Annotated in this window: 12 protein-coding genes; 1 reads left to right on the forward strand and 11 read right to left on the reverse strand. The window is 65.9% G+C overall.

The genetic code is table 11. The features are described 5' to 3' along the window. Positions 1-140 precede the first annotated feature (140 nt). The 11 genes from ertB to AC1ROK_RS22960 form a co-directional block, all read right to left on the reverse strand. Positions 141-1,808 (reverse strand): thiourocanate hydratase, encoded by a 1,668-nt coding sequence (gene ertB, locus AC1ROK_RS22910; protein WP_492851227.1) that lies wholly within the window; start codon positions 1,806-1,808, stop codon positions 141-143. A gap of 178 nt (positions 1,809-1,986) precedes the next feature. Beyond that, a complete protein-coding gene (gene ertC / locus AC1ROK_RS22915) occupies positions 1,987-3,114 on the reverse strand; it encodes a thiohydantoin desulfurase (RefSeq protein ID WP_492851229.1) in 1,128 nt (375 codons plus the stop codon). A gap of 119 nt (positions 3,115-3,233) precedes the next feature. Next, complete coding sequence (locus tag AC1ROK_RS22920; RefSeq protein ID WP_492851231.1) at positions 3,234-4,496, reverse strand: Zn-dependent hydrolase; 1,263 nt, start codon at positions 4,494-4,496, stop codon at positions 3,234-3,236. Between the two features lie 154 nt (positions 4,497-4,650). Beyond that, positions 4,651-5,994 carry a hydantoin-5-propionate amidohydrolase gene (ertD, locus tag AC1ROK_RS22925; RefSeq protein ID WP_492851233.1) on the reverse strand — a complete coding sequence of 448 codons (1,344 nt, stop codon included), beginning with the start codon at positions 5,992-5,994 and terminating at the stop codon, positions 4,651-4,653. A gap of 8 nt (positions 5,995-6,002) precedes the next feature. Then, complete coding sequence (locus tag AC1ROK_RS22930; protein WP_492851235.1) at positions 6,003-6,752, reverse strand: ABC transporter permease; 750 nt, start codon at positions 6,750-6,752, stop codon at positions 6,003-6,005. Then, complete coding sequence (locus tag AC1ROK_RS22935; protein WP_492851237.1) at positions 6,749-7,687, reverse strand: ABC transporter ATP-binding protein; 939 nt, start codon at positions 7,685-7,687, stop codon at positions 6,749-6,751. Before AC1ROK_RS22935 ends, AC1ROK_RS22930 begins: the two co-directional genes overlap by 4 nt. Next, positions 7,680-8,867: an ABC transporter permease gene (locus AC1ROK_RS22940; protein ID WP_492851239.1), complete on the reverse strand. Its 1,188-nt coding sequence runs from the start codon at positions 8,865-8,867 to the stop codon at positions 7,680-7,682. The genes AC1ROK_RS22935 and AC1ROK_RS22940 overlap by 8 nt, the downstream gene beginning before the upstream one ends. Positions 8,868-9,060: 193 nt before the next feature. Continuing rightward, positions 9,061-9,969, reverse strand: a complete 909-nt coding sequence (gene osmF / locus AC1ROK_RS22945) for a glycine betaine ABC transporter substrate-binding protein OsmF (protein ID WP_492851241.1) — start codon at positions 9,967-9,969, stop codon at positions 9,061-9,063. A gap of 93 nt (positions 9,970-10,062) precedes the next feature. After that, a complete protein-coding gene (locus tag AC1ROK_RS22950) occupies positions 10,063-11,616 on the reverse strand; it encodes an aromatic amino acid ammonia-lyase (RefSeq protein WP_492851242.1) in 1,554 nt (517 codons plus the stop codon). A gap of 64 nt (positions 11,617-11,680) precedes the next feature. After that, positions 11,681-12,475, reverse strand: coding sequence for a creatininase family protein (locus AC1ROK_RS22955; RefSeq protein WP_492851244.1), 795 nt, complete (start codon positions 12,473-12,475; stop codon positions 11,681-11,683). A gap of 87 nt (positions 12,476-12,562) precedes the next feature. Next, the gene (locus AC1ROK_RS22960; protein ID WP_492851246.1) at positions 12,563-12,952 is read right to left on the reverse strand and encodes a RidA family protein; all 390 of its coding nucleotides are present in this window, start codon (positions 12,950-12,952) and stop codon (positions 12,563-12,565) included. 230 nt (positions 12,953-13,182) lie between these two features. Here AC1ROK_RS22960 and AC1ROK_RS22965 point away from each other — a divergent pair, with 230 nt between their 5' ends. Continuing rightward, positions 13,183-14,187: an ABC transporter substrate-binding protein gene (locus tag AC1ROK_RS22965; RefSeq protein WP_492851248.1), complete on the forward strand. Its 1,005-nt coding sequence runs from the start codon at positions 13,183-13,185 to the stop codon at positions 14,185-14,187. The last annotated feature ends 95 nt before the right edge of the window (positions 14,188-14,282 follow it).

A 14,282-nucleotide genomic window follows, 5' to 3' on the forward strand; every position in this document is an offset into this window, starting at 1 on the left:
CTGCCGGCAGACGGCCCCCTCCCATCCTCCCCCATAAAGGGGGAGGTGCCGCATCCAGTGGTTGGCACGATCGAAGACAGAGCCTCGACTCTTCACCTCCCCCTTCATGGGGGAGGATGGGAGGGGGCCGTCTCTATCAGTCAGTTTCCCCGCAGATCAAACCACCCGATCCCCTTCTTCGCCGCCTCATCCACGGCCTCATCATAGCCGGCGTCCGCATAGCGCATCACGCCGAGCGAGGTGTCATTGGTCAGCGCGTGCGACAGCCGTGCATCGGCCGCCTCGGTCCCATCGGCCACCAGGGTCACGCCGGCCGAGGTCATATAGCCGGCATAGCCGCCGCCGCCCGAGTGGATCACCACCAGGTCGGCCATCGAGGCGGTGAGCAGCATCGCATCGAGCAACGGCCAGTCGGCGATGGCGTCGGAGCCGTCCTTCATGTTCTCGGTCATGATGTTGGGGTGGGCCATCGCCCCGGCATCGAGGTGATCCCTGGAGAACGCCACCGGCCCCTTGAGTTCGCCGCTGCGCACCAGCGCGTTCACCGCCAGGGCCAGCGCCGTCCGTTCACCATGCCCCAGCCAGGCGATGCGCGCCGGCAGCCCCTCGAACGGCACGTATTGCCGGGCCAGCCGGATCCAGTTGGTGACGATCCGGTTGTCCGGGAACATCTCCAGCACCAGGTCGTCGATCCGCGCGATATCCGACGCCTCGCCCGACAGCGCCATCCAGCGGAACGGCCCGATGGCGCGGGCGAATAGCGGCCTCAGATAGGCTTCGGTGAAGATCGGGATGTCGAAGGCGTTCTCGACGCCGGCCTGCTTGGCCTGCGTGCGAATCAGGTTGCCGTTGTCGAACACTTCCGCACCGGCCGCCTGAAACCCCAGCATGGCCCGCACATGGTCGGCGATCGACGCACGGCTCGCCGCCATCAGCTGCCCCTGCCCGTCCACCCGCAGCCGCCGCACTTCGTCGAGGCTCATGCCCTTGGGCACGTAGCCGTAGACGAGATCGTGCGCGCTGGTCTGGTCGGTGACGATGTCGGGGATGATGCCGCGGCGCAGGATTTCCGGGTAAACCTCCGCGGCATTGGCGACCAGCCCCACCGACAGCGCCCGCTTGTCGCGTACCGCCGCGGCAATCATCTCGAGCGCCGTGTCGAGGTCCGGCGCGATCTCCTCGAGATAGCCGATCTCCTTGCGGCGTTCAGCGCGCACCGGGTCGACATCGACATCGAGGATCGCCGCGCCCGCCATCCGCCCGGCCAGCGGCTGTGCACCACCCATGCCGCCCATGCCGGCGGTGAGAATGAAACGCCCGGCGAGCGAACCGCCGAAGCGCTTTTCAGCGATTCGCATGAAGATCTCGTAGGTGCCCTGGATGACGCCCTGGCTGCCGATATACTGCCACGCCCCGGCAGTCAGCCCGCCCCAGGCGATCAACCCCTTTTTCTCGAGCTCGTAGAACACCTCGGCCTTGGCCCACTGTCCGACGATGTTGCAGTTGGCCATGATCACCAACGGCGCCTGCGCATGGGTCTTCAGCAGCCCGATCGGCTTGCCCGACTGGATGACCAGCGTCTGGTCCTCGTCCATCGTCGTCAGCGTTTCGACGATCTGCCGATGCGACGCCCAGTTCCGCGCCGCCTTGCCGAGCGCCGCATAGACGATCAGCTTGTCCGGGTCCTCACCGACGGCCAGCACGTTCTCGAGCAGTCGCAACAACGCCTCCTGCCGCCAGCCTTTGGCGCGCAGGACCGGACCGGAGGGAATGGGGAAATTCGGATGGCGGGGATTGGATTTTGGCATGATGGCAGTCTAGTTCGCCTTCATACCGTGGGGCCACCCCTCATCCGCCCTTCGGGCACCTTCTCCCACAAGGGGAGAAGGCCCGACTGAGATGTCTGCGGGGTGACCTTCTCCCTTGATGGGAGAAGGTGGGCGAAGCCCGGATGAGGGTGGGGCAGCGCGCTCAGAAAGTGGTGCCTTAAGCCCAGCCCTTCCGAGCCTTCTTCTTCCGCTTCACGCCGTCGAGCGCGTACTTGGCCAACTCGATCCCCATCGCCTTCTCGACCGGCGGATAGACCGTCGGGTCGATCACCGAGGAGGAGAGCGGGATCACCTTCTTGGGCACGTGCAGCACGAAGACGAACATGCCTTCGCGCAGCTGCCCGGCGCTCAGCGGCTGGCCTGCTGCATCGAGCGTGGCGATCACGTCCGGGAAGGTGGCGAGCCGGTTGCCACCGGCATCGTCGATCGCCATGTATTCGTTCATGGTGTGGATGGTAACGGCCTTGTCGCCCTCGCCCAGCACAAAGCGGCCGATATCGAAAGCCTCCTTGGTGTAGACGAGGTCTTTCTTGGTCACCGCACCCTTCACCAGGATGGTGCCGCCGGTCGCCTTGACGATGGCGTCGATTATCGCCGAGCCACCCTTTTTCTCGGCGGCAATGATCGCCTCGCCGAGGCTCAGCGCCAGCGAGATGCCGCCGAGCGCCGCATTGCGCTGCACATATTTGGCGCGCAGCGGGTTGCGGCAGGAGGCGATGAAACCACCCGACATATCGGCCGCGGTACGCAGGATCGGCGAGATCTTGGCCGTTGCGCCCTTCACCACCAGCTCGATGTAGCGGTTCTCGGCGCGATTGCCGCCCACGGCGGTCTGGATCATCTTCTTGGGGCTGCCGGCCATGCCGATCGAGCCCATGTCGCCGGTCGGGTGGGCGCGGATATCGCCAACCGCATCGACCACCTTGGTGCCGAGAATGGCGCTCGGCAGCCAGGCATTGAGCGTCGAGCTCTTGCCGTTCTGCCCGATCATCAGGCCGCGGACCTTGTCGCCCAACGCCTTCTCAAGGAGCTTCACTGCCTTGACGTAGTCGACGCCGCGCATCTCCCACGGCGTGGTCGAGGCCGGCGCGCCGATCGCGGCGGCAGTCGCCACCCAGTCGCGCGGATCCAGCTCTTCGATATCGACCAGCTCGGGCTTGCCGACGCTCACCGCCGCATAGCCGAGCATACGACCATGGTCGGCCCAGCCACCACCGCCGGCGGCATAGACGGAGCCGCCTTTCACCGCGGCTTCCACATCCTTCTCGGTCAGAATTCTACCCACGGTGAATCACCTTACCGCCGGCGTCATTCCCGCGAAGGCGGGAACCCAGGGGAAGCCACCGGCCATTGAGCGTGCGGCTCTGGTTTCCCGCCTTCGCGGGAATGACGCCGAGGGGTGTTTCAAGCTCGCTTGCCATCTTGGTCGACTAATTCCTTGTCCAACCGCTTCACCGCCTCCAGCAGCACGGCGGCGCCCAGCGCCACGTCGGCCGTTTCGGCATATTCGTCCGGCGTATGGCTGCGGCCGCCGAGGCAGGGGATGAAGATCATCGCCGCCCTGGTCACCCGCGCCATCCAGGCCGTGTCGTGCCCAGCGCCCGATGCCATGCGGCGATGGCGCGCCCCCACGGCCACGGCTGCCGCGTCGAGCGTATCAAGCACGAACGGGTCGCAAGGCGTTGGCAAATTATCGGAAATGGTCAATGGCGGCTCTATCGCCACCCCGGTCGCCGCGGTGGTGGCGTTAACCAGCACGACGAGTTCGGCGATGAACCGCTCCATATCCTCGCGCCGCTCCGCCCGCGCATCGATCAGCAGGCGGGCCCGCGATGGCACGACGTTCGCCGCCCCCGGCTCGATCGAAAACTCACCCACGGTGGCGGCGAAATGGAACTTGCCCCTGCTGAGCAGCGTGCCCAGTTCCTCGATCCCCACCACCAGCCGTGCTGCCGTCGTCAGCGCATCCTGGCGCGAGCCCATCGGGGTGGTGCCGGCATGGTCGGCCCGACCGTTCACCACCAGCTCGATGCGGGTGATCCCCGCTATCGCCGTCACCACGCCGATATCGAGATGGCCATCTTCCAGCACCGGCCCCTGCTCGATATGCAGTTCGAGGAAGGCGACGATATCCTCGCGCTTCTCGATTTTTCCGGGATTACCGCCGACCTCGGCGATCCCCTCGCGCAAAGTGAACTGATCGACCTCGCGGTCGAGCCAGTTATCCGGCCGTACACCGGCCATGCCGCGGCTGCCGACGCAGGAGACGCCGAAGATCGACACCTCTTCGCCCAGGAAATCGACAATCTCCAGGTCGTGCTCCAGCACGACACCCTGATCGTGCAGCGCCCGCGCCACTTCGAGCGCGGCCGATACTCCGGCGATACCGTCGAAGCGGCCGCCGTCGGGCACGGTGTCCGAGTGCGAACCGAGCATGATGGTCTTGCCGCCGGTACGACCGCGCCGCCGGCCGATCAGGTTGCCGGAGGCGTCGATACGCGTCTCCAGCCCGGCGGCCTCGAAGCGCCGGACCAGCCACTCGCGACCGCGGAGGAACATCGGGGTGAAGGCGCGCCTTGTGTAGGGACGACCGGGCTCGGTGATCTCGGCGAGGGTCGCGATATCCTCGGCGATACGGGCTTCCTGGGTGGGGAGATTGCGGGTCATTGGTGGTCCGGTGCGTCGGGCACCCCCCTCCCGGCCTCCCCCACAAGGGGGGAGGTGAAGAGTCGAGTGTGGGGCCGGATCGTTCCAAAGGAACCGGCGGGCACCTCCCCCCTTGTGGGGGAGGTTGGGAGGGGGGTGGCCAAGTGCATAGTGCTCACGGCCGCACCCACCGCCCTGCCCCCGGCTCGGCCACCGTGGTTCCGTCAAATACCTGCCGCCCGCGCAGCCAGGTGCCGGCCACCGTCCACGGCAGCTCGATCCCGTTGTAGGGCGACCACCCCACCACATTGTGCCCGGATCTTGCCGCGTCGTAGACCATCGGGCGATCCACCAGCACGGTGATGTCGGCGTCCTTGCCGGCCTCCAACGCGCCCTTGGCGCCAAGTCGGAAGTGCCTGGCCGGATTGGCCGCCATCAGTTTGGCCGCCCAGGTCAGCGACACGCCACGCTCCAGCGCGCCCTTGACGAACAGCGGCACCATGGCCTCGAGCCCCGGCACGCCGGAGGAATTGGCCAGCATGTCCGGGTTGGTCTTCCGATCTTCCGACCAACTGACGTGATCGGTCGAGACCAGCGTCACATTGCCGGCCGCCACCTGGCGCCACAGCGCTTCGACCTCGGCGCGGGGGCGGATCGGCGGGTTGATCTTGGCCTTGCCGCCCAGCCGCCGGACGTCGTCTTCCTCGTCCAGTGTCAGGTAATGAATGCAGCACTCGATCGTCGCGCCAAAACCGTGCGCCCGATAGTCGGCCGCGATGTCATAGCCGCGGCTCAGCGAGCAATGCACCACATGCGCATCGCACCCAGTTTGCGCCCCGGTCTCGTAAATCTGCAGCGTCGCCAGCAGCTCAGTCAGCGGTGGCCGGCTCAGGCCATGCGCCCGCCAGTCCGTGATCCCCGAAGTCTTGACCCTCGCCATGGCGGCCCGGACGCTTTCGTCGTCTTCGTTGTGGACGCCCGCCGTCAGCCCGGTCTTTGCCACCTCGGCGAAAGCCTCGGCGAGGAGCGGCGGCGAAATGCGCGGGAAGCGCACCGGATCCGTGCCGAAAGTCGAGAACTTGAACGCCGCGACCCCGGCCGCCGCCTGCTCGGCGATGCGGCTCGCGCCCTCCTCCGGGTTGATCGTGCCATAGAGCGCGAAATCCACCCGGGCCTGCGGCTCGGCATGCGCCACCTTGATCCGCACCGCCTCCGCCGAGCAGACGAGGTTGCCCTCGTCATAGGGCATGTCGACGATGGTGGTGACCCCGCCCGCCGCCGCGGAACGGGTCGACCAGACGAAATCTTCCTGATCTCTCTGGCTCAGCGAGTGGGTCTGCGCGTCGATGGCCCCGGGCAGGATCAGCGCCTTGCCAAGCAGATGCCGTTCATGCGCGTGCGGCGGCGTCCCCTCGCCGACATGCACCACCTTGCCGTCGCGCACCGCGACATAGCCATCCTCGATCACCATGGATGGCAGCACCACCGTACCGGCGAGGACGAGATCGAAATCGGACATATCGGCTCCTACGACTGCACTCGGCGCTGGCCGGTGCGGGCCATCAGCATCCGCTCGAGCGCCGAAAGCGCATCATAGATCAGAACCGCCATCACGCCGACCACCAGCCCGCCCTGGGCGATGAAGGCGAGGTTGTTGCTGAGCAACCCGGCAATGATCACCTCGCCCAGCGTCGAGGCCGCAACGGTCGAGCCGATAGTCGCCGTCGCCACCGAGATCACCACCGAGAGGCGGATGCCGGCGAGAATCACCGGCGTTGCCAGCGGCAATTCCACACCGAGCAGCCGCTGCCGGTCGGTCATCCCGACGCCCCGTGCCGCCTCGGTCACGGCCGGCGGCAAGGTGGTGAGCCCGGTAAGGGCGTTCTCGAAGATCGGCAGCAGCCCGTAGAGGAACAGCGCCACCAGCGTCGGCGCAGTGCCGAAGCCCAGTACCGGCACGGCCAGCGCCAGCACCGCTACAGGCGGAAAAGTCTGGCCGATATTGGCGAGCGAGCGGCTCAACGGCAGGAACTCGGCGCCGAATGGCCGGGTGACGAGAATGGCCAAACCCACCGCCAGCAGCGTCGAGGCGATGGTGGCGATGGCGACGATGGTCAGGTGGCTTACGGTCAGGTTGAGCAGCGAGTTCTGCATGTAGATCGGCGGCTGGCCGTTCCTGGTCAGCGGCTGGAACACCCAGGCGAAGCTCTCGGGCGTGACGATGAACGCCACCAACAGCGCGAGAACCAGCAGCCGGATGATCAGCCCCGGCTTCATTGCGGGCGCTCGGCCTTGTGGGCGATGTCGTCCCGGCGGATGCGGCCGATGCCGGCGCCGTCGGCATCGACCACCGGCAGCATCTCGCGGCCGGTCCACAGGCACTCGGCATAGGCGTCGCGCAACGAAGCATCGGCGGAAATCGGCTCGCCTTGGGCCGGGCCGGGCTCGACCAGATCACGGACCTTGCCCAGTGACAGCAGCCGGAACGGCCGTTCGCCGGTGCCGATCAGCTCGGCGACGAAGGGCGTTGCCGGCCGCGCGATGATCTCGTCCGGCGGCGCGTATTGCAGGAGCTTCCCCTTATCCATCACGGCGATGCGCGAGCCGAGATGGATCGCCTCCTCCATGTCGTGCGTCACCAAGACGATGGTGGTGCCGAAGCGCTTCTGGATGGCGAGCAGGTCCGATTGCGCCTTGGCGCGGATGATCGGGTCGAGCGCGCCGAACGGCTCGTCCATCAGCAGCAGTTTCGGCTCAGCGGCGAGGGCTCGCGCCACCCCGACGCGCTGCTGCTGGCCGCCGGACAGTTCGCTCGGCATACGGTCGCGAAACTCGGCCGGCGGCAACTGGAACAGCTCCAGCAGTTCATCCACCCGTGCCGCGATCTTCGCTTTGTCCCAGCCGAGCAGCGTCGGCACAGTGGCGATGTTCTGGCCCACCGTGCGATGCGGGAACAGCCCGTGCCCCTGGATAGCGTAGCCGATCCGGCGCCTCAGCTCGAAGGCCGGCACGGCCCGGGTATCCTGTCCGTCGATCTTCACCGTGCCCGAGGTCGGCTCGATCAGCCGGTTGATCATCCGCAACAGCGTGGTCTTGCCCGACCCGGAGGTGCCGACGATCACCGCGATCTCGCCATCGGCGACGGTGAGGCTGACATGGTCGACCACGGTCAGCTCGAGATAGTCCTTGGTGAGGGCTTCGATCTCAATCACGGCGGCTATCCTTGGGCGAGACCATTTCGACAATTGCATCGAGGACGACCGCCGCGGCGAAGGCGAGCGCCACGGTGGGCACGGCGCCGAGCAGCACCAGGTCCATCGCCGTCTGCCCGACGCCCTGGAACACGAAGACCCCGAAGCCGCCGCCGCCGATCAGCGCGGCGATGGTGGCGAGGCCGATATTCTGCACCAGCACGATGCGGATGCCGGTGAGGATCACCGGAAAGGCCAGCGGAAACTCGACGGTCACCAGCCGCTGCCAGTCGGTCATGCCCATGCCCTTGGCCGCATCATTGGCGGCGGGCGGCACGCCATCGAGGCCGACCACGGTGTTGGCCACCACCGGCAGCAGCGAATAGGCGAACAGCGCCACCATGGCCGGCGCCGCGCCGATGCCGGAGATGCCGACGGCGGAAGCGCCGGGGATGTTCGCTGCCACCCAGGCGAGCGGCGCGATCAGCAGACCGAACAACGCGATCGACGGGATGGTCTGGATGGCGTTCAGCACATTGAGCACCGGCGCGCGCCACGCATCGCTGCGATGGCAGAGGATGCCGATCGGAATGCCGGCGACCGTCGCCGCGGCGAGCGAACCCAGCGCAAGTGCCAGATGGGTCTGTGCCTCCCGCCAGAAGGTATCGCCGCGGTTGGCATATTCGCGGAGGATCGAGAGATCGTTGAGCGTGCCCGAGCCGAGCAGCACGGCAAAGAACAAGGCTACCGCCGCCAGCACGCCGATGCGCGTCCACGGCTTCAGCTTCAGCCGGGCAATGGCGTCGGCCGCCAGCAGCGCGAAGGCAAAGATCAGCAGCCAGAAACCGGCGCCCGGCGAGACGCGGGCGATCTTGTCACCCGGTGGCGTCAGGAACGTGCCGGCGTGGCCGATGGCGATGAACAGCAGCGCCAGCACCGCGAGGCTGGTGGCAAGCCGCCACAGGGTTGGCGTCCGGAACAGGGCGATGCCGATGCCTGCGGCCAACACCACGGCGAGGACAGCAGCTTCCCAGCCGGGGAGTGCGGCGAAGAGGCCTTTGGCTTCCCCAAGCACGATGCGGTTGGCGCGGAAGGCGGCGAAAGGCAGGAACGCAGCGATGGCAGCCAGCGCGGCGATCAGCACGCCGAGCTTGTCGGCGGCGAAGCTTCGTGTCGGTGCGGCGATCGCAGCGTCGGTCACCGGTCTCGCTCCATACTCGATGTCATCCCTGCGAAAGCAGGGACCCAACTCGCAGCCAGCGCGGGCTGGGCGATGGGTCCCTGCTTTCGCAGGGATGACAGGCGGTGGTCATTGCCGAAGCGCGTCATGCCCAAAACACTAGGGGTGGGCAGTCGTCCTGCCCACCCCCAAAATGCATTGACCGTGCGGCAGCTTACTTCAGGAAGCCGTTGGTCTTCAGCCAGTCGATGGCGACGTCCTTGGCAGCCTCGCCACCGACCTGGATGCGACCGTTGAGCGTCTGCAACGTGGTCAGGTCGAGCTTGGCGAAGACCGGCTTCAGCAGCTCCTCGATCTGCGGATTGGCCTTGAGCACCGCCTCGCGGATGATCGGGGCCGGCTCGTAGACCGGCTGCACGCCCTTGTCGTCGGCCATCACCACCAGACCCGAGGGGGCGATGCCGCCGTCGGTGCCGTAGACCATGGCGGCGTTGACGCCGTTGGTCTGCTGCGCGGCCGCAGCGATAGTCGCCGCGGTGTCACCACCCGAGAGCGTCACCAACTGGTCGGGCTTCAGGGTGAAGCCGTAGACTTCCTGGAACTTCGGCAAGGCGGCCGGGGACGAGACGAACTCGGCCGAGGCGGCCAGCTTGATATTGCCGCCGCCGGCGATATAGGCGCCGAGCTCACTGAAGGTCGCGAGCTTGTTGGCGTCGGCGACATCCTTGCGGACGGCCACGGCCCACGTGTTGTTGGCGGGAGCTGGCGACAGCCAGACGATCTTGTTGGCGTCGTAATCGAGCTTCTTGGCCTCGGCGTACGCCTTGGCAGCGTCGTTCCACAGCGGGTCGTCGGCCTTCTCGAAGAAGAACGCGGCGTTGCCGGTGTACTCGGGATAGATGTCGATCTCGCCCGCGGTGATCGCCTGGCGTACGACAGGGGTGCCGCCGAGCTGGATCTTCTCGGTCACGGCGACGCCATTGGCCTGCAGCACCTGGCTGATGATGTTGCCGAGCAAGCCACCTTCGGTATCGATCTTCGACGACACGACGACCTGGGCGTTCGCAGCGGTCACCGTGAAGGCCAGCGCGACAGCGGCGCCGAGCAGTTTCTTCGAAAGCATGATGGTCTCCTTATTGTTCCGGCCGTGCATTCCCTGGGCCGGAATTGGCGCCAAACCTATACGGGCACCAAGGAAAAGTCATACTCCGGCGTGCTACGCGACGGGGCCCAGTGCGAAAAACTCGTCCAGTGCAGGAATGGGCGCGTGGGAAATCAGTTCCGCCATGCTCTGTTCGGAACCGAGATCGCTTTCGATGATCTCGACTTCGGCTGAAAGCGGCCGGTCCACCTGATAGAAGGCCGCGTGCTTCCTCACCTTCTCGTAGATCATCGCCGGCACACCACTCGGGCGATCGCCGTGAATGTCCATCGCCTGCGCCGAGAGCAGACCCTCGAGCGCCGCGAGGCGCTTCAGCGCCCGCACCTGCCGCTCGAATCGCTCGACCACCAGCGGCAGGAACGACACCTCGTCCTCGAGCCCCGCCGCGACGACCAGGGATTGCGCCGAGACCGGCATCGCCATCGACAGGGCCCGCGCGAACAGTTCGCCCGCCAGCTTGATGATCGGGCCGAAGCCGGTGGCGATGGCGCCGCGCGGCACGAGATTGATCGGCAGGTCGCGCCGCGCGCCGTTCGACAACAGCACGCAGCGGTTGAACGAGTTGCGCGCCGCATGCGCCAGCGCCAGCTGCGCCGTCTGCAGGTAGATGGTCACGTCGAGCGGCAGCGAGCCGCCTGAGGTCAGCACCTGTCCATCGACCACCACCGGATTGTCGTCGGTGCGGCCGGTGGCGGCGAGTACGGTGCGGCCCGCGACCAGCAGCGTATCGAAGCCCGAGCCGAACACCTGCGCCATCATGCGCAGCGACAGCGGATCCTGCACATGCGTGGCGTTGGGCCAGTCCCAGCCCATGGCGTTGTGGTAGAGCCAGGCGCCGATCTCGGCCTCGCGCTCGGTCCCCACATGCGCCACCGCCTTCCACGGATCGCGCGAGGCGCCGAGCGCCCCGGCCGTAGTGAGGCTGGTGGCGAGCAGCATGCGCATCGCGGTGGCGGCAGAGCGCACCGCCTCGGCGGCCGCGGCAAAGCCCACGGCATTGACGCTGATCGAAGCGAGACTGTCGCGCGGCGCCATGCGGCAGGGTTGCAGCCCCGCTTCGGCCAGCGCCGCTTCGGCCGACATGCGCCGGTTCTGGTACACCGCCTCGCCGACGCCGGTCAGCACTGCCCCGATCTGGCCCATCAGGCCGATATCGGCGGTGCCGATCGAGCCGGTGCGCCGCACCACCGGCACCACATCCTTGTCCAGCAGCGCCAGGTAGGCGTCGACCAGCCCGCGCGAACAGCCGACGCGCCCGGTCAGCGCGGTGTTGACCCGGATCGCCATGGCGCTTCGCACCACGGAACTCGGGAACGGCGCGCCGGTGCCGAAATGATGCGCCCGCACCAGCCCGAGATTGAACGTCTCGAGGTCTTCGGGTGACCACTCGACATCCTTCATCGCACCGACGCCGGTATTGGCGCCGTACACCGGCTCGCCGCGCGCGATCTTGTCCTCGACCACCTTGCGGGCGACATCGACCCGCGCCATGGCGGCGGCATCGGCCGAGAGCGAAACCGCCCGCGCTCCGACGCGCGCCAGGCTCGCAAAGCTCATGGGCTTGCCATCGAGGCTGAGCGTGTCGGACTGGGATTGAAACTGCTGCATGAGCTGGGATTAGCGGGTTGCTCGGGGGAGCGCAACTCGACCGAGGGCGTGGGCAACCACGCCTCTAGTCGCGGCCTCCCGGCAGCGGGTATCGCTCCACCTCGCGCAGCAACTCGATGAAGCTGCCGACTGCGGTTTCGACGGTGATCCGCCCCTTGTCGGGGGTCGCGAGGTGCGCGTCGCCGGCGGCACCGAGCGGGTTGATGTCGCTGGCGATCCAGGCGTAGCTCGTCGGTCCGATCGGCCGCATGTATTTGTAGGCCTGCTCGTCACGCGCCGCGACCGAAGGGTAGTCCTGCAGCTTGTCGCGGTTCACCAGCTCGGGCCTGAGGTGCATCACCACCGAGGTTTCGCTGTCGCCGCCGTGGATGCCGTGACGGTTCTCGACGTCGGAATAGATGTCCTTGGGCCAGTACTGGCTCCAGCCGGTCTTCACCGCCAGCATGCCGGCGCGTACCCTGAGCTCGCGCGCCACGATGTCGAGGATCGAGACGTTGCCGCCGTGGGAGTTGACGAACACCACCTTCTTGACGCCGGCCCGGGCGATCTCGAGCCCGATCTGCGTCCAGGCATCGATCAGGTTGGTGGCCGTGTGGCTCAGCGTGCCGGTCTGCCAGATGTGCTCGTTGGATTTGCCGATCGCCTGCACCGGCAGGATGCGAATATCGAGGTCGGCAGGCGCACGCTCGACCAGGAGGTCGAGGTGCCCCTGGTTGATGATGGTGTCGGTCCCCACCGGCAGATGCGGGCCATGCTGCTCGACCGCGGCGGTGGGGAACACCGCGATGGTCTTGTTGGGGTCGATGCCATGGAATTCGAAGGCGGAGAAGTCGTTCCACCAGATCTTGCGGTAGGTCATTTAGGGTCTCTTGCAGCGCGAAGGGGCGACAAATCAAAGACTTGAAGCATTTCGCCGTTTAGAGGAAACGGCGAAATGCCCTTGAAGTCAGCTGGGAATCGCGGCGATCGCCTCGATCTCGACGACGAACTCGGGCCGGGCGAAACCGCTGACGATCATCAGCGTCGAAGCCGGAAACGGCTCGGGGAACAACTCGTTTCGCACCTTCATGTATTCGGCGAGGTGCTCGCGGCCCGTGACGAAGGCATTGAGTTTCACCACGTCGCCGAAGCCCATGCCGGCTTCGGCCAGTACGGCGGCGATATTGTCGAAGCAGACACGGGTCTGCCCCGCGCAATCTGGGGGAATCGTTCCATCGGCCTTGATGCCGATCTGGCCGGAGCAGAACACGTAGCGCGAGCGCGAACTGACCTCGATACCAAGGCTGTATTGCGAGAACGCGGGGTGAATGGATGTAGGCGAAAGCGGCTTATGCACAGGACCCCCGATGTGTATGCTCAGCTAAGCGTCAAACGACTGCGAATGTAAGCCCCATTCTGAACCGCATTGCCTATTCCAGCGGCACTTCGCTGAATGGCGCAATTTTGGGCTTTTCTTTTGCAATCCGGCGCGGAATGAATGGTCTGGTGTGCCCTCGGGCATGGAAGTTTGCCTAACGGCCGGGCGGGGGACAAGCCCCGGCGGATACCTTAACAGGGAGACTAACGATGATCGACTTCACCAAGCTCATTTCAGCTGGCGTGGTAACGCTAGCATTGGGCATGGGCGGCGCCATAGCGCAGGACAAGGTGAGCTTCGGCACCAACTGGCTCGCCCAGGCTGAGCATGGCGGTTACTACCAGGCCGTCGCCGACGGGACCTACGCCAAGTACAATCTCGACGTCACCATCCGCCAGGGCGGGCCGCAGGGCGCCAACCGCTCGCTGCTGATCGGCGGGCAGATCAACTTTTACATGGGTGGCCCGACCACCGCGATCGACGCGGTCAAGGAAGGCATCCCGACCATCACCATCGCCTCGATCTTCCAGAAGGACCCGCAGGTGCTGCTGGCCCATCCGGATGCGGGCTTCAAGACCTTCGCCGATCTCGCCGGCGCCTCGAAATACATCCTCTCCAAGGATGGCTTCATTTCGTATTTCAGCTGGATGAAGACCGCCTACAAGGGCTTCGTCGACGAAAAGTTCGAGCCCTACACCTTCAACCCGGCGCCGTTCATCGCCGACAAGATGGCGATCCAGCAGGGCTACCTGACTTCGGAACCCTACGAGATCGAGAAGCAGGCCGGCTTTGCTCCGCAGGTATTCCTGCTCGCCGATAACGGGTTCGAGCCGTACTCGACCACCATCGAGACGATGAAGCCCTGGTACGATGCCAACAAGGACGTGGCCAAGCGCTTCGTCGAGGCCACCATCATCGGCTGGTACAACTACCTCTATGGCGACAACGCTGCGGCCAACGAGCTGATCAAAAAGGACAATCCCGAGATGACCGACGGTCAGCTCGCCTATGGCCTCGCCAAGATGAAGGAATACGGCATTGTCGTTTCCGGCGACGCGGAAGCCAATGGCATCGGCTGCATGACCGATGCGCGCTGGAAGAGCTTCTACGAGCAGATGAAGGCGGTCGGGCTGTTTGCGGACGGCATCGACTACACGCAGGCATTTACCACTGAACTGGTCTGCCACGGCCTTGGCAAAGAGCTGGCAAAGTAAGCTGGAGCGTTTTCAGGAAAAGTTGCAGACTTTTCCGGTTCGAAAGCGCGACCAAAAACAATGCTTGGAGCGTTTGGCCGTTTCTCTGAAACGTT

This window comes from Devosia sp. GW821-FHT12F11 (assembly GCF_058806655.1).

What these genes read in the sequence shown, in the direction of transcription:
- ertB (WP_492851227.1), bottom strand. Translation starts at nt 1,808, where the DNA reads ATGCCAAAATCCAATCCCCGCCATCCGAATTTCCCCATTCCCTCCGGT.
- AC1ROK_RS22920 (WP_492851231.1), bottom strand. Translation starts at nt 4,496, where the DNA reads ATGACCCGCAATCTCCCCACCCAGGAAGCCCGTATCGCCGAGGATATC.
- ertD (WP_492851233.1), bottom strand. Translation starts at nt 5,994, where the DNA reads ATGTCCGATTTCGATCTCGTCCTCGCCGGTACGGTGGTGCTGCCATCC.
- AC1ROK_RS22930 (WP_492851235.1), bottom strand. Translation starts at nt 6,752, where the DNA reads ATGAAGCCGGGGCTGATCATCCGGCTGCTGGTTCTCGCGCTGTTGGTG.
- osmF (WP_492851241.1), bottom strand. Translation starts at nt 9,969, where the DNA reads ATGCTTTCGAAGAAACTGCTCGGCGCCGCTGTCGCGCTGGCCTTCACG.
- AC1ROK_RS22950 (WP_492851242.1), bottom strand. Translation starts at nt 11,616, where the DNA reads ATGCAGCAGTTTCAATCCCAGTCCGACACGCTCAGCCTCGATGGCAAG.
- AC1ROK_RS22955 (WP_492851244.1), bottom strand. Translation starts at nt 12,475, where the DNA reads ATGACCTACCGCAAGATCTGGTGGAACGACTTCTCCGCCTTCGAATTC.
- AC1ROK_RS22965 (WP_492851248.1), top strand. Translation starts at nt 13,183, where the DNA reads ATGATCGACTTCACCAAGCTCATTTCAGCTGGCGTGGTAACGCTAGCA.